Annotated in this window: 21 protein-coding genes; 16 read left to right on the top strand and 5 right to left on the bottom strand. The window is 71.7% G+C overall.

Annotated features, from left to right (window positions below):
* Nucleotides 1-219: 219 nt before the first annotated feature.
* The 4 genes from AAHG03_RS13360 to AAHG03_RS13345 all read left to right on the top strand — a co-directional run bounded on the left by AAHG03_RS13360 (nucleotide 220) and on the right by AAHG03_RS13345 (nucleotide 4,439).
* On the top strand, nucleotides 220-1,653 hold the full coding sequence (locus tag AAHG03_RS13360; RefSeq protein ID WP_342151160.1) for an NAD-dependent succinate-semialdehyde dehydrogenase: 1,434 nt from the start codon (nucleotides 220-222) through the stop codon (nucleotides 1,651-1,653).
* 353 nt (nucleotides 1,654-2,006) lie between these two features.
* Nucleotides 2,007-3,365 carry a polyhydroxyalkanoate depolymerase gene (locus tag AAHG03_RS13355; RefSeq protein ID WP_342151159.1) on the top strand — a complete coding sequence of 453 codons (1,359 nt, stop codon included), beginning with the start codon at nucleotides 2,007-2,009 and terminating at the stop codon, nucleotides 3,363-3,365.
* Between the two features lie 73 nt (nucleotides 3,366-3,438).
* Entirely contained in the window at nucleotides 3,439-3,645 is a 207-nt protein-coding gene (locus AAHG03_RS13350) for a hypothetical protein (RefSeq protein ID WP_342151158.1), read from the top strand.
* A gap of 77 nt (nucleotides 3,646-3,722) precedes the next feature.
* Nucleotides 3,723-4,439 (top strand): RibD family protein, encoded by a 717-nt coding sequence (locus tag AAHG03_RS13345; RefSeq protein WP_342151157.1) that lies wholly within the window; start codon nucleotides 3,723-3,725, stop codon nucleotides 4,437-4,439.
* Between the two features lie 125 nt (nucleotides 4,440-4,564).
* Here AAHG03_RS13345 and AAHG03_RS13340 read toward each other — a convergent pair whose 3' ends face one another.
* Both AAHG03_RS13340 and AAHG03_RS13335 read right to left on the bottom strand, forming a co-directional pair.
* A complete protein-coding gene (locus tag AAHG03_RS13340) occupies nucleotides 4,565-5,035 on the bottom strand; it encodes an SRPBCC family protein (protein WP_342151236.1) in 471 nt (156 codons plus the stop codon).
* Nucleotides 5,036-5,058: 23 nt separating this feature from the next.
* Complete coding sequence (locus AAHG03_RS13335) at nucleotides 5,059-5,478, bottom strand: VOC family protein (protein WP_342151156.1); 420 nt, start codon at nucleotides 5,476-5,478, stop codon at nucleotides 5,059-5,061.
* Between the two features lie 186 nt (nucleotides 5,479-5,664).
* Here AAHG03_RS13335 and AAHG03_RS13330 point away from each other — a divergent pair, with 186 nt between their 5' ends.
* The 6 genes from AAHG03_RS13330 (at nucleotide 5,665) to AAHG03_RS13305 (ending at nucleotide 13,583) form a co-directional block, all read left to right on the top strand.
* Complete coding sequence (locus AAHG03_RS13330; RefSeq protein WP_342151155.1) at nucleotides 5,665-6,471, top strand: SDR family NAD(P)-dependent oxidoreductase; 807 nt, start codon at nucleotides 5,665-5,667, stop codon at nucleotides 6,469-6,471.
* Nucleotides 6,472-6,475: 4 nt separating this feature from the next.
* Nucleotides 6,476-7,846 carry a dihydrolipoyl dehydrogenase gene (locus AAHG03_RS13325; protein ID WP_342151154.1) on the top strand — a complete coding sequence of 457 codons (1,371 nt, stop codon included), beginning with the start codon at nucleotides 6,476-6,478 and terminating at the stop codon, nucleotides 7,844-7,846.
* A gap of 533 nt (nucleotides 7,847-8,379) precedes the next feature.
* Nucleotides 8,380-11,025 carry a histidine kinase dimerization/phosphoacceptor domain -containing protein gene (locus tag AAHG03_RS13320; protein ID WP_342151153.1) on the top strand — a complete coding sequence of 882 codons (2,646 nt, stop codon included), beginning with the start codon at nucleotides 8,380-8,382 and terminating at the stop codon, nucleotides 11,023-11,025.
* A gap of 12 nt (nucleotides 11,026-11,037) precedes the next feature.
* Complete coding sequence (locus tag AAHG03_RS13315; RefSeq protein WP_342151152.1) at nucleotides 11,038-11,610, top strand: biliverdin-producing heme oxygenase; 573 nt, start codon at nucleotides 11,038-11,040, stop codon at nucleotides 11,608-11,610.
* 214 nt (nucleotides 11,611-11,824) lie between these two features.
* Nucleotides 11,825-12,511, top strand: coding sequence for a dTMP kinase (gene tmk / locus AAHG03_RS13310; protein ID WP_342151151.1), 687 nt, complete (start codon nucleotides 11,825-11,827; stop codon nucleotides 12,509-12,511).
* Nucleotides 12,501-13,583, top strand: coding sequence for a DNA polymerase III subunit delta' (locus tag AAHG03_RS13305; RefSeq protein ID WP_342151150.1), 1,083 nt, complete (start codon nucleotides 12,501-12,503; stop codon nucleotides 13,581-13,583). Before tmk ends, AAHG03_RS13305 begins: the two co-directional genes overlap by 11 nt.
* A 19-nt stretch (nucleotides 13,584-13,602) precedes the next feature.
* Here the strand turns inward: AAHG03_RS13305 and AAHG03_RS13300 are convergent, their stop codons facing one another.
* Nucleotides 13,603-15,219, bottom strand: coding sequence for an acyltransferase family protein (locus tag AAHG03_RS13300; RefSeq protein ID WP_342151149.1), 1,617 nt, complete (start codon nucleotides 15,217-15,219; stop codon nucleotides 13,603-13,605).
* Between the two features lie 229 nt (nucleotides 15,220-15,448).
* On the opposite strand from AAHG03_RS13300, the gene metG reads away from it, so the two are divergent.
* From metG to AAHG03_RS13285, 3 genes are read left to right on the top strand one after another with little or no spacing between them, the layout of a single operon-like run.
* Nucleotides 15,449-17,011, top strand: a complete 1,563-nt coding sequence (gene metG / locus AAHG03_RS13295; protein WP_342151148.1) for a methionine--tRNA ligase — start codon at nucleotides 15,449-15,451, stop codon at nucleotides 17,009-17,011.
* Nucleotides 17,012-17,053: 42 nt separating this feature from the next.
* Nucleotides 17,054-17,851: a TatD family hydrolase gene (locus AAHG03_RS13290; RefSeq protein WP_342151147.1), complete on the top strand. Its 798-nt coding sequence runs from the start codon at nucleotides 17,054-17,056 to the stop codon at nucleotides 17,849-17,851.
* Between the two features lie 34 nt (nucleotides 17,852-17,885).
* Nucleotides 17,886-18,695 (top strand): MBL fold metallo-hydrolase, encoded by an 810-nt coding sequence (locus tag AAHG03_RS13285; RefSeq protein WP_342151146.1) that lies wholly within the window; start codon nucleotides 17,886-17,888, stop codon nucleotides 18,693-18,695.
* Between the two features lie 184 nt (nucleotides 18,696-18,879).
* Here the strand turns inward: AAHG03_RS13285 and AAHG03_RS13280 are convergent, their stop codons facing one another.
* Together AAHG03_RS13280 and AAHG03_RS13275 are read right to left on the bottom strand one after the other, a co-directional pair.
* Nucleotides 18,880-19,272, bottom strand: a complete 393-nt coding sequence (locus AAHG03_RS13280) for a group III truncated hemoglobin (RefSeq protein ID WP_342151145.1) — start codon at nucleotides 19,270-19,272, stop codon at nucleotides 18,880-18,882.
* A 54-nt stretch (nucleotides 19,273-19,326) separates the two neighbouring features.
* Complete coding sequence (locus AAHG03_RS13275) at nucleotides 19,327-20,121, bottom strand: SGNH/GDSL hydrolase family protein (protein ID WP_342151235.1); 795 nt, start codon at nucleotides 20,119-20,121, stop codon at nucleotides 19,327-19,329.
* A gap of 802 nt (nucleotides 20,122-20,923) precedes the next feature.
* Here AAHG03_RS13275 and AAHG03_RS13270 point away from each other — a divergent pair.
* The 3 genes from AAHG03_RS13270 to AAHG03_RS13260 are packed head-to-tail and all read left to right on the top strand — an operon-like array spanning nucleotide 20,924 to nucleotide 22,912.
* A complete protein-coding gene (locus AAHG03_RS13270; protein ID WP_342151144.1) occupies nucleotides 20,924-21,013 on the top strand; it encodes a K(+)-transporting ATPase subunit F in 90 nt (29 codons plus the stop codon).
* 22 nt (nucleotides 21,014-21,035) lie between these two features.
* Complete coding sequence (gene kdpA, locus AAHG03_RS13265; RefSeq protein ID WP_342151143.1) at nucleotides 21,036-22,751, top strand: potassium-transporting ATPase subunit KdpA; 1,716 nt, start codon at nucleotides 21,036-21,038, stop codon at nucleotides 22,749-22,751.
* Nucleotides 22,752-22,753: 2 nt separating this feature from the next.
* Nucleotides 22,754-22,912: a hypothetical protein gene (locus tag AAHG03_RS13260; RefSeq protein ID WP_342151142.1), complete on the top strand. Its 159-nt coding sequence runs from the start codon at nucleotides 22,754-22,756 to the stop codon at nucleotides 22,910-22,912.
* The last annotated feature ends 5 nt before the right edge of the window (nucleotides 22,913-22,917 follow it).

The raw sequence follows: 22,917 nt of genomic DNA, 5'->3' as shown, positions 1-22,917 counted from the left end.
AGCAGCCTCGAAGGAGGGCTCCAGGGATCGCCGAGACTTTTGGAGCTCTCCTTCGAGGCTTCCGCTGCGCTTCGGCACCTCAGGATGAGGGGGAGGGTGGGAGGATCGCGGCATCGAGCGGTCCCTGAGCCGCCGCAGGCCAGCCTTCCGCCCGCGCCGGTCCACAAGCGAGCCCCACTCGCCTAGATAAGAGCCGTTCCTGCCCAAGGAGTTCGGCCCATGGATCTCGACGTTTCGCTGCACATCGCCGGCCAATGGCGCGGGGGCGGGGCGGGCGAGAGCCTGCCGATCCTCAACCCCGCCACCGGCGAGCGCATCGGCCGGGTCGCGGTGGCGACGCGGGACGACCTCGACGCGGCCCTCGCCGCCGCCGAGCGCGGCTTTTCCGCATGGCGCAAGGTCTCGGCCTTCGAGCGCGGAAAGGTGCTGCGCCGGGCCGCCAGCCTGATGCGCGAGCGCCTCGAGTCCATCGCCCGCACCATGACCCGCGAGCAGGGCAAGCCGCTCGCCGAATCGCGCATGGAGACCGGGGTCGCCGCCGACATCATCGAGTGGTTCGCCGAAGAGGGCCGCCGCGCCTACGGCCGGGTCATCCCGGCGCGCGCGGAAGGCGTGCTCCAGATCGTCACCCGCGAGCCGGTCGGCCCGGTCGCGGCCTTCACCCCGTGGAACTTCCCGATCAATCAGGCCGTGCGAAAGATTTCGGCCGCCCTCTGCACCGGCTGTTCGGTGGTGCTGAAGGGCCCCGAGGACACCCCGGCCTCCTGCGCCGAACTGGTCCGCGCCTTCCTCGACGCGGGCGTGCCGCCTGACGCGCTCGGCCTCGTCTACGGCGATCCGGCGGCGATCTCCGGCCATCTCATCCCGCATCCGGTCATCCGCAAGATCACCTTCACCGGCTCGACCGCGGTCGGCAAGGAACTCGCCGCGCTCGCCGGGCGCCACATGAAGCGGGCGACGATGGAACTCGGCGGCCACGCCCCCGCGATCGTCTTCGACGACGCCGACGTGGATCAGGCCGTGCGCGTGCTGTCGGCCAACAAGTACCGCAATGCCGGCCAGGTCTGCGTCGCGCCCACCCGCTTCCTCGTGCAGGAGCGCGTCTACGACCGCTTCGTGGATGGCTTCGTGGCGGCCTCCAAGGCCCTCGTCGTCGGCGACGGGCTCGATCCCGACACCGGGATGGGCCCGCTGGTCCACGGCCGCCGGGTCGAGGCGATGGAGGCGTTCGTGGCGGACGCCGAGGCCAAGGGGGCGCGCCTTGCCACGGGCGGCAAGCGCATCGGCAACCGCGGCCACTTCTTCGAGCCCACCGTCTTCACCGACGTGCCGTTTGAGGCCCGCATCATGAACGAGGAGCCGTTCGGCCCCATCGCCGCCATCCGCCGCTTCTCCGCCGACGACGAGGCGCTCGAGGAGGCCAACCGCCTGCCCTACGGCTTGGCGGCCTACGCCTATACCCGCTCGGGCGCGCGGGCGACCCGCGTCGGGATGAGCGTCGAATCCGGCATGGTCTCGATCAACCACCACGGCATCGCGCTCCCCGAGACGCCCTTCGGCGGCGTCAAGGAATCCGGCTACGGCAGCGAGGGCGGCTCGGAGGCGATCGAGGCGTATCTGGTGACGAAGTTCGTGACGCAGGCGAGCGCCTGAGGGGCTTTCCTGGGCTTTACACCCCCGCCTTCATTCCGGGGCGCGAAGCGAACCCGGAATCCACGACTGGCCGCGACGGTTCGACTTCGGCCGGGCTTTCCGCATCACGGGTGGATTGCACGCCTCCGGCGCGCCCCTTCGGGTCCGGGTTCCGCTGCGCGGCCCCGGAATGATGGCGGAGGGGGTGAAGAGGGAGGCAGGCCCCAACCGCCCTACGGCGCTGCAAAATAAATCCGGCTATCCCCAGGCCCCGCTTCATCAAAGGAAACTTCCTGCAACCCTGTGAGTTTAATCCCCCACCACCTGAAGATAAGGACAGCTTGGGTCTGCGAGCTGCTCCGGGGAGTGCTCGCTTGCTGTATCCTCTCTACGAGGCCGGACATCTGTGGCTTGCGCCCATGCGCATGGCTGCCGAGGCCGCCAAGATCGCCTGCGAGAACCCGTTCAACCCGCTCGCCTACGCCCCGCAGGGCCGGCTGGTGGCGGCATCCTGCACGATGTTCGAGCGCGCCACCCGCGTCTACGCCAAGCCCGCGTTCAATCTCGGCGTGCCCGAGCGCATCGTCTGGGAAAGCCCGTTCTGCCGCGCCGTCGCCTTCGGCGAGCCCGGTCCGGAACTCGACGCGCGCCCGAAGCTGCTGATCGTCGCGCCGATGTCGGGCCACTACGCCACGCTGCTGCGCGGCACGGTCGAAGGCTTCCTGCCCACCCATCAGGTCGTCATCACCGATTGGATGGACGCCCGGCAGGTGCCGCTCGCCGCCGGCCGCTTCGGCCTCGACGACTACGTCGATACCTGCATCCGGCTGTTCGAGGCGCTCGGGCCCGATCTGCACGTCGCTGCCGTGTGCCAGCCCTCGGTGGCGGTGCTGGCCGCCATCGCCCGCATGGAGGCGGAGGACAACCCGCTGGTGCCGCGCTCGGCCACCGTGATCGGCGGCCCGATCGACACCCGCCGCTCGCCGACCGCGGTCAACGCGCTCGCCGCCGAGAAGGGCTTTGCGTGGTTCGAGAAGAACTGCATCCACACCGTGCCGCCGGGCTATCCGGGCGCGGGTCGCGCCGTCTATCCGGGCTTCCTGCAGCTCGCCGGCTTCATGGGCATGAACCTGCAGCGCCATACGGACGCGCACCACGCGATGTTCGACCATCTCGTGCGCGGCGACGGCGATTCGGCGGCCAAGCACCGCGCCTTCTACGACGAGTACCTCGCGGTGATGGACCTCACCGCCGAGTTCTACCTCGAGACCATCCAGCGCGTGTTCATCGACCACGAGCTGCCCCGCGGCGTGTTCCGGCATCGTGGGCAGCGGGTCGATCTCGGCGCGATCCGCCGCTGCCACCTGATGGCGATCGAGGGCGAGAAGGACGACATCACCGGCATCGGCCAGACCAGGGCCGCGCTGGAGCTGGCCGTGAACCTGCCCGCGAATGCCAAGGCCTACCATCTCCAGCCGGGGGCGGGGCATTACGGCATCTTCAACGGCTCGCGCTTCCGCGCCGAGATCGTGCCGCTGATGCGCGCCTTCATGGAGCGCAGCGTCGCCCCCACCGTCCAGCAGGTGATCGAGGCCGATCCGCGCCCGATCCTCGTGCCCGCCGAAATGACGGCGCACCCGCACCGTCACGCCGCCGCGCCCCGGGCCGCGCGACGCGAATGGGCCGCGATGCGCGAGCGCCCCGCTTTGCCGGAGCAGCGGATCGCGGGTTGACCTTGCCACGGTGGGAAGGTGCAAAGCCTTCCGATCCGCGCCGCCGGGCGCGGACGACCCAGGAGACAGCCCCGTGAAGACACTCGTTGCCGCCGCGACCGCCCTCGCGCTGATGGGAGCGGCCCCCGCTATGGCGATGAGCTGCTGCGGCGGCTCCAAGGGCAAGGCCGCGATGTGCGCCAAAGGGGACATGAAGGGCCGCACGGCCATGAACATGAAGGGCAAGGGCTGCTGCTGCGAGGGCATGTCCTCGGGCCGGATGAGCAGCCGCCGCAGCTGATGCGGTCGGGCGGCGCAGGGACATCGCCCCGGCCCGCCCTAGTTCGGGACGGAAATTCCGAACCGAACAGGCTTTCGATGAGCGAGCACGCCCAGAATCGCCCCTACACCGTCTGCCACATGACCACCTCGGTCGACGGCCGCATCAAGGTCCGGCGCTGGAAGACGGTCGATGCCGACGCCCACTACGAGGAAGTCCACGGGAAGCTCGGGGGCGACGCCTGGATGTGCGGGCGCATCACCATGCAGGGCTACGCCGACAGCGCGCAGCCGCTCGCCGAGGCGCCCTCCGACGAGCCGGTCTCCCGTGAGGACCACGTCGCCAAGCGGGACGCCGCCGGCTACGCCGTGGCCCTCGACGCCCGCGGCGCGATGGATTGGGGCGCGCGCAACGACATCACCGGCGACCACGTCGTCGTGGTGACGACGGGGCAGGCCTCCGACGACCGCCTGCGCCGGCTCCGGGCCGGGGGCCAGTCCTACATCGTCGCGGGCGAGCGGGAGGTCGATTTCGCGCTGGCCCTGCGCAAGCTGAAGGCGCTGTTCGGCATCGAGCGGCTGCTGATCGAGGGCGGCGGGCGCATCAACGGCTCGCTCCTGAAGGCCGGGCTGATCGACGAACTGAGCCTGCTCTTGGCACCCGCCGTCGACGGCGTGTTCGGCACGCCGGCCCTGTTCGACTTCGACGGCGAGGAAACCGACTCGATGGGATCGCGCCTGCGCCTCACCCGCACGGCCTGCGAGCCCTTCGACGACGGCACGGTGTGGCTGCGCTACCGCGTCGAGCCGGCCTAAGTCCAGGATCCCTAAGGACGAGTCCTTTGGCGGGGCGCCGGGGCAGAGCCCCGGCTTCCCACCAAGACCAGGGCTCCGCCCTGGACCCGCGAAAGGACTCGTCCTTTCGAAACCTCGACTTGAGGTCAGACCAGTCTCTTGGCCAGTTGCTCCAGTTGGTCGGCGCATTGGCCCCAGCCCTGGTGGAAGCCCATGCTTTCGTGGGCGTCGCGGTCCTCGGGCGTCCAGTGGCGGGCCCGCGCGGTGTAGCGGGTGCCGCCGGCCTCGTCCGCGAAGGTGAGGATCACGGTCAGGAACGGCTTGGGGGAGGGCACCCAGGCGCTCGTGTAGGCGTCGGTGACGACGAGGCGTTCCTCCGGCACCACCTCCAGGTAGACGCCCGGATTGGGCATGTCCTGCCCCTCGGGGCTGCGCATCACGATCAGGCTCGCCCCGCCCGGCCGCACGTCGAGTTCGGCCACCGGCGTCGTGTAGGGCTTCGGGGCGAACCATTGCCTGAGCAGGTCCGGCTCGGTCCAGCACCGCCACAGCGCGCGCCGCGGCACCGGGATCAGGCGAGTCAGGACGAGGTCGCGGGGATCGTCGGTGTCCTCGATCATGCGGAGGCTCCTGCGAAAACTCAGGCCGGGCGCTTCGACTGGTTCATCGCCCAGGTGACCCCGAACGGGTCGCGCAACTGCCCGTAGACGTCGCCCCAGAACATCTCCTGATACGGCATCACCACCGTGGCGCCGGCCGCGACCGCCCGGTCCCACCACGTCGCGATGTCGTCCACCGGCAGCATCAGGCTGAAGGATTGCGGCGGCTGGAGCGGGTGACCGTATTCGGGAAAGGCGTCCGAGAGCATCAGCGACGAGCCGTTGAGATAGAGGTGGACATGCATCGTCCGCCCCTTCTCGTCGGGTGGGATCGCGGCGGCCACCTCGGCCCCGAAGGCTTGTCTGTAGAACTCCGAGGCCCGCATCGCCCCGTCCACCGTGAGGTAGGCGACCACGCCGCCCCGCGTCGGCGGCAGCGCGCCGGTTCCCGTCTCGCTCATCGTCACGCCCTCCTGCTTCGCCCGGACTTTACCGCCGCGCGCCGATCACGGGCAAATCCGCATGCCCCATCCCGGTCGGATCGCCGCAGCGGCGGACGCGGGCGGAACGATCGCAAACGCCTCCCGTTGGCCCGCGCATCTCACGAAGGCCAGTCGCGTCGGCGCCCGCCCAGGAAGGACACCCCCATGGATCTCGGTATCAGCGGCCGCGTCGCGGTGATCACCGGCGGCGATTCCGGCATGGGCTACACCAGCGCGGAATTCCTCCTGCGCGAGGGCGTCCGCATCGTCCTCTCCGACGTGAAGGAGAAGGAGCTGCAGGAGGCCGCCGAGCGTCTCTCCGCGCTCGGCGCGGTGAAGGCCTGTCAAGCGGACCTGTCGTCCAACGAGGGCGCGCTGAAGCTGCGCGACTTCGCCGACACGGCGTTCGACGTGAAGCCCACGATCCTCGTCAACGCCGCGGGCGTCACGGGCGCCACCGGCGACTTCCTCGACATCGACGACGACGGCTGGCTCTCGACCATCCAGGCCGACCTGATGGCGGCGGTGCGCACGGCGCGTGCCTTCATCCCCGGCATGCGCGAGGCGGGTTGGGGGCGGATCGTGTTCTTCACCTCCGAGGACGCGGTGCAGCCCTATGTCGAGGAACTGCCCTACTGCGCCGCCAAGGCCGGATTGATGAACCTCACCAAGGGCCTGTCCAAGGCCTACGGGCCGGACGGCGTGTTGGTGAACTCGGTGGCGCCGGCCTTCGTCGCCACGCCGATGACCGACGCTATGATGGAGAAGCGGGCCGAGGAACTCGGCGTCTCGTTCGACGAGGCGATCAAAAGCTTTCTGGAGGAGAAGCGCCCCGGCATGGTCGCCAAGCGGCGGGGTCGGGCGGAGGAGGTCGCCGCCGCGGTCGCCTTCCTGTGCTCCGAGCAGGCGAGCTTCATCACCGGCGAGAACCTGCGGGTCGATGGCGGCGCCGTCCTGACCATGGCGGCCTGAGCGAATGCGCGAGATCGATTGCGACGTGGCGGTGATCGGCGCCGGCACGGCGGGCATCGCCGCCCACCGCGCCGCGCTGAAGGAGGGCGCCCGCTCGGTACTGATCGAGCAGGGACCGGGCGGCACTACCTGCGCCCGGGTCGGCTGCATGCCCTCCAAGCTCCTGATCTCGGCGGCCGAGGCGGCGCATGCGGCGCGGCACGCCGACGTGTTCGGCGTGCGCGTCGAAGGGGTGCGGGTGGACGGGCCGGCGGTGCTGAAGCGGATGCGACACTTCCGCGACGACTTCGTCGGCTCCGTCTTCCAGGGGCTCGACGATCTGCCCGCGGACACGCGCCTCACCGGCCGGGCCGTGTTCGAGGGGCCGGAGACGCTGCGCATCGACGACCACACCCGCCTGCGCTTCAAGGTGGCGGTGATCGCCACCGGATCGAGCCCCAGTGTGCCGAAGCCGCTGCGGGACCTGGGCGACCGGGTGCTCACCACCGATACCGTGTTCGAGATCGAGGACCTGCCGGATTCGCTCGCCGTGCTCGGCGCCGGCCCGGTCGGGCTCGAACTCGCGCAAGCCATGGCCCGGCTCGGCGTACGGGTCAGCGTGTTCGATCCCGGCGACAGCCTAGGCGGCCTGCGCGACCCCGACTTGTCGCGCGCCGGCCGCGAGATTTTTTCGCAGGCCTTCGATCTCCGTCTCGGCACGGAAGTCGAGGCCGGCGAGCCGGACGGCGAGGGCGTGCGCCTGTCGTGGAAGGGCGGCTCGGGGCACTTCACCCGCGTGCTCTCCGCCGCGGGCCGCCCGCCGAACGTCCACGGCCTCGGCTTGGGAGAGACCGGCGCGACGCTCGACGAGCGCGGCAGCCCCGCCTTCGATCCCCGCTCCCAGCGTTGCGAGGGGACCGCCCTGTTCATCGCGGGCGACGCCAACGCCGACCGGCCGATCCTGCACGAGGCGAGCCGCCAGGGCCGGATCGCCGGACGCAACGCCGCCCGCCTCGCCGCGGGCGAGGGCGTCGAGCGGCCGGAGCGCTGGGTCATGCTCGCCATGGTGTTCAGCCAGCCGCAGATCGCCAGCATCGGCGGCGGCTTCGACGGGGAGGCGGGTCACCGCGTCGGCCGCGTGGATTTCTGCGACCAGGGCCGCGCCCGCGTGATGGACCGGGCGCAGGGCGGTATCCGGCTCTACGCCGAACCGGACGGGCGCCTCGTCGGCGCCGAGATGATCGGCCCGGAGGTCGAGCACCTCGCCCACTTGGTCGCCCACGCGGTGCAGGACGGGCTCGACGCGAAGACGTTTCGGGATCGCCCGTTCTACCACCCGACGCTGGAGGAGGCACTGGATACGGCGCTGGCGAACCTGATCGAGGGGGACGGCTGATCGCGCGTCCGGTCGGTCTCTCCGGCGCCGCGCATCCCCTCGCCCCGCCGCGCGGGGAGAAGGCTTCGGCGACCTTGTCGTCGCCGAAGCGAGGCGGCAGCCGAAGGTGAGGGGGCTTGTCCGCAGGAGTCTCATCCGGGCAAGCCCCCTCACCGCCGCTACCGCTTGTCGCGACGACGACAGGGTCGTCGCGACCCTCTCCCCGCACGCGGGGAGAGGGGGTGGCTGCCTCGCTCGCGCCTCCTCGCGGCGGCATCCGAAAGGGGCAGCCGGTCACATCCGAACCCATCCCCCGCCCGAGCGGATGAACGATCCACCCCTCCCAACCGTTAAGGTTCCGAAGCCCACCCCGTCCGACCCTGTTCGGCCGGCGGGGAGCGGGAGCCGCGGGAGGCGGGTCGGTCCGGCATGCGCGTTCTGTGTGGTTCCCGACAAAACGCCGAGCGCACAACAGCTTGGCCGTTCTCGAACGCCGAATCCTGCCCGCCGGAGCATTGCGCAACGGGCGCGCCGCGGGCATACCGGACGGCATAATGGTCGATCCGTCCCAGATGCACGCCAGCGGGGCGGACCATGCCCCGATCGACCCGCCCGTCGATCTCGACGCCCTGACGGCGGCCGAGCGGGATGCGGTCGAGGCGGGGCTCCTCGCCCTCGACGCGACCGGTACCGTGCTCGCTTGCAACCGGGCGGCGGCGATGCTCTGCGGCTTCGCGCCCGAAGGGATGATCGGGCGCAACTACTTCCGCGAACTCGTGCCGAGCGCCCGCGTGCCGGGCTTCTACGGCCGCTTCCTCGCGACCCGGCGCGGCAGCCTGGGGCCCCAGAGCTTCGAGTTCGTGTTCGGCCGCCTGCCCGCACCGCTGCGCGCGCGCATCGATCTGCGGCCCGGCGCGGACGGACGCACGTGGCTCGTGATCAACCCGCTCGCGCAGATCGCCGCCGGCCCCTCGCGCGAGGCGGTGCTGGCCGCAATTTCCCGCCGCAGCCGGGCCGAACCGGTCGATCCCGGCCTGTGCGAGCGCGAGCCGATCCACGTTCCCGGCTCGATCCAGCCCAACGCCGTGATGCTGGCCGCCGATGCGGCCACCTTCGCGATCCTGGCCTTCAGCGCCAACGCGGGCGACGTGCTGCCGCCCGATCTGTTCCCGCCGACCGGGCAGCGCCTGGACGCGGTGCTGCCGGCGCATATCGTCTCGGCCATCCGCGACGGGATCGCCGCCCACAGCCTCACCGACGGACGCGGGCTGCGTAGAACCATCACGCTCCCACCGCGTGGCGAAAACTTCCACCTCGTCGCCCATGTCCATCTCGGCCGGGTCATCGTCGAACTCGAACTCGCGCCCGAGCGGGCCGAGGATTTCGCGTCGGCCAGCCCGCTCGACACCGAACTCGCCATGGCGCGCCTGCGCGCCGCCGAAAGCCTGACCGAGGCGGCGCAGATCGCCGCGCTCGAGATCCGCGCCGTCACCGGCTTCGAATCCGTGCTGGTCTACCGCTTCGATTCCGACTGGAACGGCGAGGCCATCGCCGAGGACATGGTGCCGGACTGGCAGCGCCCGCTGATCGGCCTGCGCTTTCCGGCCTCCGACATCCCGGCCCAGGCGCGCGCGCTCTACACCAAGGCCAAGAGCCGCTTCGTGATCGACCGCGACTGCGTGCCGGTGCCGCTGGTGGCGGATCGCGCGGCGGGCAACGCGCCGATCGACCTCACCTTCGCCCAGAACCGCACGCTCTCGCCGATCCATCTGGAATATCAGCGCAATCTCGGCGTCGACGGCTCGATGTCGATCTCGATCATGGTCGAGAACCGGCTCTGGGGCCTGATGATCGGCCATCACCGCCGCCCGCACTACGTCGCGCCCGAGACCCGCGCGGCGGCGACCGTGCTCACCGACGCCTTCGCCATGCGGGTGCAGGAGATCGAGGGCAAGGCGCTGTGGAGCGAGCGCCAGCACCATCTCGACATCCAGGGCCGGCTGGTGCGGCGGCTGACCCGCACCGAGGACTTCACCCACACCCTGATGCAGGGCGATCCCGCCCTGATCGACCTGTTCGGCGCCACCGGCGCGGCCATCGTCTCCGACGACACCGTCTGGCAGGCGGGCGCGACGCCGGGCGAGGCGGGAATCGGCGCGCTCGCCCGTTGGCTGCGCGCCGAATTGCCCGCGGGGGCGCGCAGCTTCGTCACCGACACGCTGGTGCTGCACCACGCGGCGGCCTCCGCCTATACCGAGACCGCGAGCGGCCTGCTCGCGGTCTTCGTCGGGGCCGAGCGGCGTCACCTGCTGCTGTGGTTCAAGCCGGAGATGCCGAGCGTCGTCACCTGGGGCGGCGACCCGCGCAAGCCCGTCCTGCCCGGCAGCGGGCCGGTAGCGGTGCTGCCGCGGCGCTCGTTCGAGCGCTGGGTCGAGGAGCGGCGCGGCCATTCCGCCCCGTGGGCGCCATGGAACGTCGATCTCGCCGAGCAGCTCGCCGAGGCCGTCGACGGCGTGGTGCTCCGCCAGCGCCGCAAGATCGCCGAACTCACCGGCCTGCTCGCCGAAAAGGAGCGCCTGCTGGAGCAGAAGGATCTGCTGACCCGCGAGATCGACCACCGGGTCAAGAACTCGCTCCAGATCGTCACCGCCTTCCTGCACATGCAGCGCCGCCAGATCGCCGATCCGGCCGCGCGGCAGGCCTTTTCCGAGACCTCGGCGCGGGTGATGAGCGTGGCCCGCGTCCACGACAGCCTGTACCAGGGCGACAGCCTGGAGGAGGTCGATCTCGGCCAGACCATCCAGGCGCTCTGCGACGACCTCGCCGGCATGGCCGGCGACGCGCACAGCGTCGCGATGACCGCCGAGACCGGGCTGATGGTGCCCTATCGCCACGCGGTGGCGCTCTCGCTCATCACCACCGAACTCGTCACCAACGCGTTCAAGTATGCGGGCCGGCCCGACAGGGGCGCGCACATCACCGTGACGGTGAAGGGCCGGAAGGACGACGAGGCCCGCGGCGAGGGCGCCGTGCGCCTCACCGTCTGCGACGACGGCGACGGCATGCCCGCCGACTGGGAGAGCGGCCGGGCCCAGGGCACCGGGCTGGGGATGAAGCTGGTGCGGGCCATGCTGGAGCAGATCGGCGCCCGGCTCGAGGCCGAGAACGCGGGCGGCGCCTGCTTCACCGTCCACGCTTGAGCCGGGGTTTCCTTGACCCAGCCCGACACCCTGCACGCCCGCCTGCGCGTCGCAACGGCCGAGGCGCACGAGGCGCTGGAACGCGACCTTGACTGGCAGGAGCGGGTGGCGACGCTCCCCGGCTACCGCGCCCTGCTGGCCCGGCTGCGCGGCTTCCACGCCGCCTACGAGCCCGCCATCGCCGTGGCGCTCGCCGACGAGGCCTTCTTCGCCCCGCGCCGCCGTCTCGCCGCGCTCGACGCCGACCTTGCCGCCCTCGGCCTCGACGACGCCGCCCGCGCCGCCCTGCCGGCCCCGCTCGCCCCGCGGCTCGCGGGGGAGGGGGCGGCCATGGGCGCGCTCTACGTGCTGGAGGGCTCGACGCTGGGCGGCCTCGTCATCGGCCGCCATGTCGGCGGCCTGCACGGGGCGGGCACGCCGCTCGCCTACTACGCCGGCCGCGGTCGCGAGGCCGGGCCGCTGTGGCGGGCGTTTCGCGAGCGGTTGGACGGTTTGGGCGCAGGCCAGGAGCAGGCGGCGTTCGCGGCGGGCGTCGCGACCTTCGAGACGATGCGGGTTTGGCTGACGACGGGGTCGGCCGTCTGAATTTCCAAACTCGCCGCCGTCATTCCGGGGCCGCGGAGCGGAACCCGGAATCCACCCGTGATGCGGGATGCCGGGTTTAAGCTGCTCCGTCGCGGCCAGTCGTGGATTCCGGGTTCGCCTTCGGCGCCCCGGAATGACGGTGGAGAGGGTTCGCGTTGCGCGCCCCCCTCGCCTCCGCTGTCCCGCCGGCCCACCCTGTGCTAGCCCGCTGTCCATGTCGAGCGATGCGCCGCGGGGCGTCTTCATCACCTTCGAGGGCGGGGAGGGGGCGGGCAAGTCCACCCAGATCGCGCGCCTCGCCGCCGCCCTGCGGACGGCAAGCGGGCGCGAGGTCGTCACCACCCGCGAGCCCGGCGGCACGCCGCGCGCCGAGGGCTATCGCGCGGCGTTGCTGCGGGGCGTGGCGAAACCCTTCGGGCCGTTCGCCGAAGCGCTGATGTTCGCCGCCGCCCGCATCGACCACGTCGATGCTCTGATCCGCCCGGCTTTGGCGCGGGGCGCGATCGTGCTGTGCGACCGCTTCGCCGATTCCACCCGCGCCTACCAGGGCGCCGCGGGCGGGCTCGATCCGGCGCTGATCGTCAGCCTGGAGCGGGTGACGCTTCAAGGCCTGCGCCCCGACCTCACCCTGATCCTCGATCTGCCCGCGGAGGCCGGCCTCGCCCGCGCCCGGCGCAGGGGCGGGGAGGGAGCGGACCGGTTCGAGGCGGAGGCGTTGAGTTTCCATGAGCGCCTGCGCTCGGCCTTCCTCGCCATCGCCGCGGCCGAGCCGGCGCGCTGCCGGGTGATCGACGCCTCCCCCGGCCCCGAGGCCGTGGAGGCGGCGATCCGCGCGGCCGTGGCCTCGCATCGCCCCGACCTGTTGCCGGGCGAGACGGGGGACCGCGACCATGCCGCCTGAGGGAGGCCGCGCCCGCAAGGAGGCGCCCGCGGTCTCGGAGGCCGAGGCCGGCGACCTCGCCCACGTGCCGCGCCCCCGCGAGCAGACCCGCCTCGTCGGCCACGCGGCGGCGCAAGGCGCCTTCGCCGAGGCGCTGGCGGCGGGCCGCCTCCATCACGCGTGGCTGATCGGCGGCCCCGTCGGCATCGGCAAGGCGACGCTCGCCTACCGGGTCGCCCGCCGGCTGGTCGCCGATCCCCGCACGCTGCCCGCGTCCGACACGCTCGACCTGCCCGAGGGGCACCCGGCGGCGCGTCAGGTCGCGGCCCTGTCGCATCCGAACCTCGTCGCGCTGCGCCGGGTCCAGGCGCCGGGCGCCAAGACCCTGCCGACCCGCATCTCGGTCGATGCCGCCCGCGAGGCGCTGGCGCTGTTCGCCACCACCGCGGGCGGGGAGGGGGGCTGGCGCGTCTGCATCGTCGACAGCGCCGAGGATCTGAACGCCAACAGCGCCAACGCGCTCCTCAAGATGATCGAGGAGCCGCCGCCGCGCGCCATCTTCCTGATCGTGTCCCACGCGCCGGGGCGGCTGCTGCCGACGATCCGCTCCCGCTGCCGCGCGCTCACCCTGCGTCCGCTCGCGGACGAGCAGGTGCGCAGCGTCATCGAGGGCTTCCAGGCCCCCTTCCCCCGGCCCGAGCCGGCGGCGCTCGCCCGCGCCGCCGCGCTCTGCGAGGGCTCGGTGGCCCGCGCCGTCGCCCTGCTCGATCCGGCGACGCAAGCCATCGAGGCGGAGGTGTCGAGCCTGCTCGCCGGCCTGCCTGATCCGGACTGGCGGCGCGTGCTCAAGCTCGGCGAGAGTCTGGCGGGCCGCGACGCCGAGCCCCTGCTGACCGCCGTCCTCGACGCGATCCAGCGCCACGTCGCCGCCGAGATCGACCGCCGCCAGGGCGAGGGCCCGGCCCGGCTCCTGGCGCTCGTCGAGGCCGCCGAGCGCATCGCGTCCGCCGCCCGCGAGGCCGCGATCTACAACCTCGACCGCCGCCCGCTGGTGCTGGCGGCGTTCGAGACGCTGGCCGCGGCGGGGCGCTGAGGCCCCACGGCCCGTTGCCTCAACGGCCCGCCGTGCCGGGCAGCACCGCCATGCGCCCGTCCGCGTCGATCGCCACGCCGAGCGGGACGGCGCCCGCCGGGCAGGCCGCGAGCGGCAGGCGCATCCGGTAGCCGGTCCGGCGCCGGGCGATGCCGTCGAGGCCGGGCCGGGCGGCGAGGTCCTTGCGGTAGCGCCGCGGACGGTCGAGCCCGACGAGCCGCCCGTCGCAGAACACGGCGAGCATCGTCTCGAGCTTCGGTCGCTCGGGATCGAAGGCGAAGGCGCTCACCACGATGTCGGTCGGCGAGAGCGTCTCGATCGCCTCCAGTTCCCCGCGCAGGGAGGCCGGCAGGGCGAGGCCGCGGCCGGACAGCGCGGATTCGGCGAGCGTCCGGCTCGCCCAGCTCTCCGGCGGCAGGGCGGCCAGCGCGGCACGCGCCCGGCTCTCCTGCCGGTCGTTCCGGGCGGTCTCGACGCTGCCCCAGGCGGCGCAACCGAGGAAGACCGCGAGGTAGAGGCTCAGGCCCCGGCGCAGGGCGCGCGGCGCGGTCGCGTCGATGCGGCGGCGCAGGCGCCGGTAGAGCGCGACGTCGAGGGGGCCGAGCAGGGCCGCGACCCCGAGCGAGGCGGCGATGCCCGCCAGCCCGTAGGCGAGGCCGGAGCCGGGCAGCAGCGCGGCGGCGAGCCACAGCACCGGCACGTGGACGAGATAGAGCACGTAGCTCCAATCCCCGAGCGCGAGCGCCGCCCGCGACAGGGGGTTTCTGGCCTGCATCTGCCGGCCCGCGGCGGCGGCGCCGACGAGCAGCACCGCCGCGGCACCGCCGAGCCAGCGCGCCGCCTCGGTCTCGACCAGCAGGCAGGCCGCCCCGAGCGGCAGCGCCAGCAGGCCCAGCGAAGGGGTCAGCCGGCCGCTCGCGATCAGGCGGGGCAGGAGCAGGCCGCCCGCGAAGGGGATGCAGGCGCCCGACAGAGCCAGCGCGTAGAGCGGCGGCGCGGTGAGGTCGATCGCGCCCCGCGGCAGCAGCAGGGTCGCCGCCGCGATGAGCCCGAGCCAGCCGAGCGCCAGCGGCACGATCCGGTGGGCGAGCCCGGCCACGGCCACGACGAACAGGCCGACATAGAAGCTCGTCTCGAAGACCAGCGTCCACTCGACGTTGAGCGGGTAGCTGCGCGGCCCGGCCGGGGCGAGCGACAGGGCGAGCGGCTTGAGCCCGCCGAAGGTCAGGCCGAGGGCGGCGAACAGCCCGGCGAACAGGGCCACCACCGCGAGATAGGTCGGAAAGATCCGCACGATCCGGTGGGCCAGGAAGGCGAGCGGCCGGTCGCGCACGACGAGCCCGGCCATCAGGAAGCCGGAGATCGCGAAGAACACCGCCACGCCCCACAGCCCTAACGCGGCGTCGAGGCCGGGGAACGGCCGCTCGGCGCCGCGCAGGAACTGCGCGTAGAACGCCGCGTGGTGGACGAGCACGCTCAGCGCGGCGAGCCCGCGCAGGGCCTGGATGTTGGACAGGCCCGCCGCGGCGCGCGCCGGCGCGGCGGCGGGCGCGAGGCCGGGCACGAGCCCGGCCGGCAGCGCGAGCGGGGCCGCGCGCAGCGGTCTGGGCAACCCTCGGACGAGGCGGGCGATCATGGCGTGCGGATCATGGCGTGCATCCCGGCGGACCGGCGGGTTCGTGCGCAGCCATACCGGGAAACATGGCCGCAATCGTGCGGACCGGGCCTTTCCCGCCCGAGGCCGGGATCGAGGCTCGGAATTTCCGCGACACCCGGGCCCGCGGCCGGGCTCGGTTGCGCCGCGCAACGATGCGCGCCACAAGGCCTTTCAAGCCCATGCTCGAACCGACCGGGACCATCGACACGTGAGCGAGACGCCGGAAAAACCCTTCCTCATCACCACGGCGATCTCCTACCCCAACGGCGCGCCGCATATCGGCCACGCCTACGAGGTGATCGCCACCGACGCGATCGCGCGGTTCCAGCGCCTCGACGGGCGCGCCGTGCTGTTCTCCACCGGCACCGACGAGCACGGCCTCAAGATCCAGCAGACCGCGGCGAGAGCCGGGATCAGCCCGCGCGCCTTCGTCGACGACATGGCCGGGCGCTTCAAGGCGATGGCCGACCGCCTCAACTGCGCCTACGACCGCTTCATCCGCACCACCGAGGCCGACCATTACGCCGCGGCCCAGGAGCTGTGGCGGCGGATGGAAGCGAACGGCGACATCTATCTGGCGAAGTACGCCGGCTGGTACTCGGTGCGCGACGAGGCCTATTACGACGAGGCCGAGACGGTCGTCGGCCCCGACGGCAACCGCCGCTCGATCAAGACCGACACGCCGGTGGAATGGATGGAGGAGGAGAATTTCCTCTTCCGCCTGTCGAAGTATCAAGACAAGCTGCTCGCGCTCTATGCCGAGCGGCCGGATTTCCTCAGCCCCGAGACGCGGCTCAACGAGGTCGCGAGCTTCGTGCGCTCGGGCCTCAAGGACCTCTCGATCAGCCGCACCACCTTCGACTGGGGCGTGCCGGTGCCGGGGCATCCCGCCCACGTCATGTATGTCTGGGTCGATGCCCTGACGAACTACCTCACCGTCTGCGGCTTCCCCGACGAGACCGACCCGCGGTTCCGCTTCTGGCCCGCGGACGTGCACGTGATCGGCAAGGACATCGTCCGCTTCCACGCCGTCTACTGGCCGGCCTTCCTGATGTCGGCGGGGCTGCCGGTGCCGGAGCGCGTGTTCGGCCACGGCTTCCTGCTGTCGCGCGGCGAGAAGATGTCGAAGTCGCTCGGCAACGTCGTCGATCCGATGGATCTGGCCGAGACCTACGGCGTCGATGCCCTGCGCTATTTCGTGCTGCGCGAGGTGCCGTTCGGCGGCGACGGCAATTACAGCCATGAGGCGATCATCAACCGCATCAACGCGGACCTCGCCAACGATCTGGGCAACCTCGCCCAGCGCTCGCTCTCGATGATCGCCAAGAATCTGGACGGGGCCGTGCCGGAGCCGGGCGCCTTCTCGGACGCGGACACGCGGCTGCTCGCCGCCGCCGCCGCGCTGCCCGGGAAGGCGAGGGGGCTGATGCGCGATCTGGCGCTCCACACCATCCTGTCCGAGATCTGGACCGTGGTGGCCGACGCCAACCGCTACTTCGCGGGCGAGGAGCCGTGGAAGTTGCGAAAATCCGACCCCGCCCGGATGGCGACCGTGCTCTACGTCACGGTCGAGACCCTGCGCCGGGTCGGCCTGATGGTGCAGCCCTTCGTGCCGAGTGCGGGCGCCGCGCTCCTCGACCTGCTCGCCGTGCCGGCGGATACGCGGACCTTCGCCTTCGCCGACGAGGCCCACCGCTTGGTACCGGGCACGGCGCTGCCGGCACCGACCCCGATCTTCCCGCGTTTCGAGAAGCCGGAGGCCGCGGCCTGACGGCCTCGACCTTCCTGCCCCCTACCCCGATCAAAAGAATCCATGCTGGTCGACAGCCACTGCCATCTTGATTTCCCCGACTTCGCCGAGGATGTTCCCGGCGTCGTCGCCCGCGCGGCGGCGGCGGGGGTAACGCGGCTCGTCACCATCTCGACGCGGGTCGCCAAGGCCGACACCTACCGGGCGATCAGTGAGGCCAACCCCGCCGTCTGGTACACCATCGGCACCCATCCGCACGGGGCCGCCGAGGAGCCGGACGTGCCGGCGGACAGAATCGCGGCCCTGGCCGACGCTCCGCGCTGCGTCGGCATCGGCGAGGCCGGGCTCGACTACCATTACGAGGACGCCGCGCCCGAGGCCGTGCAGGAGCGGGTGCTGCGCGCCCATATCGAGGCCGCCCGCCTCTCGGATCTGCCGCTGGTGATCCATTCCCGCGACGCCGACGCCCATATGGAGGCGGTGTTGATCGACGAGATGGTCCGCGCGCCGTTCCGGGCGGTGCTGCACTGCTTCTCGTCGGGCGCGCGGCTGGCTCAGGTCGGGGTGGAGCTGGGGCTCTACGTGTCGTTCTCCGGCATCGTCACCTTCCGCCGCTCGGACGCTCTCCGCGATATTGCTCGCTCCATCCCGCGCGAAAAAATCCTGGTGGAGACCGACGCGCCGTTCCTGGCGCCGGAGCCGCATCGGGGCAAGCGCTGCGAGCCCGCCTACACCGCCGACACCGCCCGCGTGCTGGCGCGTACCCTCGACCTGCCGTTCGAGGAGTTTGCCAAGCTCACCACGGGCAACTTCTACCGGCTGTTCTCAAAAGCTGCGGCGCTCGATGGAGTCGCTGCATGACGCCGGGCCACGCGATGGCGGGCCGGGAGGGCGCATGGCCAGCCTGACACTGCGCATCCTCGGCTGCGGCTCGTCCGGCGGCGTGCCGCGGGTCGGCTCCGGCTGGGGCGCCTGCGATCCCACCGACCCGCGCAACCGCCGCCGCCGCTGCTCGCTGCTGGTCGAGCGGCGCGAAGCAGGGGAGGGGGCGCCGACCACGGTGCTGATCGACACCTCGCCGGACCTGCGCGAGCAGCTGATCGACGCGGGTGTCACCAGCCTCGACGCCCTGCTCTACACCCACGCGCATGCCGACCACACCCACGGCATCGACGACGTGCGCCCGCTGGTGATCCAGATGCGCCGCCGCATCCCGGTCCACGCCGACCCCCTCACCCGGACCCTGCTGACGGCCCGGTTCGGCTACGCCTTCGAGACCCCGCCGGGCAGCGCCTACCCGCCGATCCTCGATCTGCACGAGCTGCGCGCGGGCGAGCCGGTGCGGATCGACGGCGCGGGCGGCCCGATCGAGGCGGTGGCCTTCTGGATGGAGCACGGCAACGAGGCCGCCCACGGCTTCTGCTTCGGCCCCGCGGCCTACGCCCCCGACGTGAGCCTGATGCCGGAGCCCGCCAAGGCGATGCTGCGCGGCCTCGATCTGCTCATTATCGATGCACTGCGCGAGACCCCTCACCCGTCGCACTATTCGGTCTCGGACGCGCTCGCCTTGATCGAGGACGTCGCGCCGCGCCGCGCGATCCTGACCAACCTCCACACCGACCTCGACTACGCGACGCTGGCGAAGAAGCTGCCGCCGGGGGTGGTGCCGGCGCATGACGGGTTGAGCGTGTCGGTGGATCTCTGAGAGCACCGGCCTGCCTGGTTTCTCCCACCCCACCCCCTCATCCTGAGGTGCCGCGTCAGCGGCCTCGAAGGAGGGCTCCAGGGATCGCGGAGACTTCTGGAGCCCTCCTTCGAGGCCTCCGCTTCGCTGCGGCACCTCAGGATGAGGGCAGGGGTGGGACGGGCCGGCGCGTCGGCGTCTCACCTCACGCCCGCACGCCCGCGAGATCGGGCCGAAAGAACAGCCCCGCCTTGAGACTGTCGCCGATCCGGTGCGCCCGCCCGACGATTTCCTCAGCCAGTTCCGGCGAAAAGAACTCCGCCGCCGTCGCCTCGAACAGGCCGAGCCAGCGGGCGAAATGGTCCGGGGCGAGACCCGCGATACCCATATGGCGGCCGAACGGGTTGCCCTTGTAGCGGCCGGTCCTGAGCAGCACCGAGGACCAGAAATCGGTCACCCGCGCCATGTGGTGCGGCCAGTCCGCGTCCGGGATTTTTCCCGCGAACACCGGCCCGATCAGCGGGTCGCGCCGGACCTTTGCGTAGAACGCGTCGAGGAAGGCGGCCAGCGCCGCCTCGGTCAGTTCGGTGTGGGGCATGATGGGCGGGGAGGGGGCTTCGGTGGCCCCTTGGAAAGAGACCCCTCCTCCCGCTCAGTTCCGGGCGAGCGAGGGCTGGATCAGGCCGGCGCCGACGAGGATCTGGGCGGCGGCCGCCTTGGCGAGCTGGCGGTAGCCGGCATCCGTCATGTGCAGGCCGTCGGGGCCGATCATCTGCGCGGGCGTCATCAGGCCGTGGGTGACCCAGGACTGCATCAGGGCGCGGCGGCGGATCACCGGCACGCCGAGTTCGGCGGCGAGCGCGTGGAGGGCCTCGCCGTAGCGCTCGGCGCCGTCGACGCCGGAGAGCTTGCGGCACCATTGCTGGTCCATCAGCACCACGTCGGCCCCGGTGGCGCGGATCGCCCGGAGCCCCTCGCGGGTCAGTTCGACGAAGCGCTCCACCGGCACGCCGCGCAAGGGGTCGTTGCTGCCGGTCTGCCAGACCACGAGGTCGGGCCGCTCGGCCAGCACGTCGCGCTCCAGGCGTGCCGCCATCTCCTCGGAGGTGTCGCCGCCCTTGCCGCGGTTGATCACGGTGATGGAGCGCCGGCTCGACGCGCCGATCTGCAGCCGCTCCTCGAGGTCGCGCTCCAGCAGGGCAGGGTAGGCCATGGCCGGCGAGGACGCGCCCGCCCCTTCCGTCGAGGACGAGCCGAACGCCACGATCCGCACGTCGCCGTCATGCCCCAGCAGCGAAGCGAGCCGGGCGAGCTTGGCCGGCACCCGTTCGACTGGGCGTTCCTGCACGACCGCGCCGGTGACCGGCGGCGCGTCGGGCTGGGCGCGCACCGGGCCGGCCGCCAGCACGGCGATCGACAGCAGTCCGGGGAGCAGGCGGAACGACATGGCGAAACGCTTGAGCGGGTTCATCGATTCGGCCGTGTTGCCCGGGAAATGTGACGATTGCGAGGGTCGCGCCGCCACCAGAGCCCGAATTGGATACGTTATGCACGATTTTGCCGCCAGAGGGGGCGGGATGCAATTTCGTGCCGGATCGACGGGCGATCCGTGCGGGCATCATCGGGCCGAACCGATCCGATTCCCTGGCGGAATTCGATAAAATGCGATGGGGTTATGGTTAACGGAATTAACCATGAGAGGGTCCGGACGGCCTGAAGACGGCCTGTAGTTCCATAATATATCTTATGCGAACGGCTCTAGTGCGGGCTGGGCTCCCCGTTGCGGGCCTCATCCAGCCCTTCTCGCGCACGCCCCGCGATCAGGATCGCGTACGTCTCCTCCCCCTTGCGGGGAGGAGGTAGGAGGTGGGGGTGGTGCAGGATCGAGCGTGAGTGGTGCCGTCTGCCCGACCCCCACCCCTGACCCCTCCCCACCCAGATCGGGCTTGCCCGATCTGGGCAAGCAAGGTGCGGATCTCGGGCAAGCCCGAGATCCGTGGGGAGGGGAACGCCTCGGCGCTCCAAAAACACCCCTCCCCGGCCGATCCTGATGCGATCCTTATGCGGGGGGCCGCCTTTCCCCCTCGAACCCTCACGCGGTTTGGCGGCCTGATCCGGGCCTCGGCGCCTCTCGCCGAACGGACCGAACCGCCATGCTCGACCTCGTCCTGATCGCTGCCGGCCTCGCCTTCTTCGGGCTCGCCGCGGGCTACACCGCGCTCTGCGCGCGTCTTTAGAGGGTTTTTTCCATGACCCTCGACCTCGCCCTCGGCGCCTTCGTGACGGCCGGGCTCCTCGTCTACCTCACGGTCGCCCTCGTCCGCCCCGAGCGGTTCTGAGCGGCGCGACGGATCGTTTCCCATGACTCTCGACGGCTGGATTCAGGTCGCGCTGTTTGGCGCGATCGTGCTGGCGCTGGTGAAACCGCTCGGGCTCTACATGACCCGCGTCTTCACCGGGGCCCCCACCCTCCTCTCGCCCGTGCTCGCTCCGGTCGAGCGCGGGCTCTACTGGCTCGCCGGCATCGACGCGCGCCAGGAACAGGGCTGGCTCGGCTACGGGCTGGCGCTCTTGGTGTTCAACGCGCTCGGCTTCGTGCTGCTCTACGGCCTGCTGCGGCTGCAGGCGGTTCTGCCGCTGAACCCGGCCGGGCAGGCGGCGGTGACGCCGGAGCTGGCCTTCAACACCGCGGTCAGCTTCGTCACCAACACCAACTGGCAGAACTACGGCGGCGAGACCACGCTGTCGCACCTCTCGCAGATGCTCGGGCTGACGACCCAGAACTTCCTCTCGGCCGCCACCGGCATCGCCCTCGCCCTCGCTTTGATCCGGGGCTTCGCCCGCGCCTCGACCGGCACGGTCGGCTCGTTCTTCGTCGATCTGACCCGCGCCACCCTCTACGTCCTCCTGCCGCTCTCGCTCGGTCTGGCCCTGTTCTACGTCTGGCAGGGCATGCCGCAGACGCTCGAAGCCACGGTCGATGCGACGACGCTGGAGGGCGCGCGCCAGACCCTCGCGGTCGGGCCGGTGGCGAGCCAGGTCGCCATCAAGATGCTCGGCACCAACGGCGGCGGCTTCTTCAACGCCAACGCCGCCCATCCGTTCGAGAACCCAACGGCGCTCGCCAACCTCGTCCAGATGGTGACGATCTTCGCGGTGGGTGCGGCGCTCACCAACGTGTTCGGCCGCATGGTCGGCGACGAGCGCCAGGGCTGGGCGATCCTGGCCGCCATGGGCGTGCTGTTCCTCGCCGGTGTCGCCGTGACTTACGCCGCGGAAGCGGCCGGCAGCCCGGTGCTGAACGCGCTCGGCCTGACCGGCGGCAATATGGAGGGCAAGGAGGTCCGCTTCGGCATCTCGGTTTCCGCCCTGTTCGCGGTGGTGACGACGGCCGCCTCCTGCGGCGCGGTCAACGCCATGCACGACTCGTTCACGGCGCTCGGCGGCCTGATCCCGCTCATCAACATGCAGCTCGGCGAGATCATCGTCGGCGGCGTCGGCGCGGGCCTCTACGGCATGCTGGTCTTCGTCGTGGTGGCGGTGTTCGTGGCCGGCCTGATGGTCGGGCGCACGCCGGAATATCTCGGCAAGAAGATCGAGGCCCGCGAGGTCAAGATGGCGATGCTCGCCGTCCTGTGCCTGCCCGCCGCCATGCTCGGGCCCACCGCGCTCGCCACCGTCATCCCCGCCGGCCTCGCGGGGCCCGCCAATGCCGGCCCGCACGGTTTTTCCGAGATCCTCTACGCCTTCACCTCGGCGGCGGCCAACAACGGCTCGGCCTTCGGCGGGCTCTCGGGCAACACCCCGTTCTACAACGTGGCTTTGGGTTTCGGCATGCTGGCCGGCCGCTTCCTCGTCATCGTCCCGGCCCTGGCGCTGGCCGGCGCCTTGGCGGCCAAGAAGACGGTCCCGGCCTCGGCCGGCACCTTCCCGACCGATAGCGGGCTGTTCGTCGGCCTTCTGGTCGGCGTCATCCTGATCGTCGGCGGGCTGACCTTCTTCCCCTCGCTCGCCCTCGGCCCCGTGGCCGAGCATTTCGCCGGGGCGGCGGGCCAGACCTTCGGGGCAGGGGGGTGAGGATGCCGCGCCCCCTCCCCGTGCGCCGACGCCTCCCCCGGCACCGCGCCCATGGCGGGCGGATCACGCCCGCCCGCACCTCCGACCTCGTGCTGGCGCTCCTCGGCGTCGTCCTGCTCGGCGGCCTCGCCCTCGCCGCGGCCTTCGCGGCGGCGGCCTGACGCCC

Origin of the sequence: Methylorubrum subtropicum, from assembly GCF_038442325.1 — a bacterium.
Classification (GTDB): Bacteria; Pseudomonadota; Alphaproteobacteria; order Rhizobiales; family Beijerinckiaceae; genus Methylobacterium; species Methylobacterium subtropicum.
The sequence above is the reverse complement of the archived record's forward strand: the minus strand, read 5'-3'. Positions and strand labels throughout refer to the sequence as shown.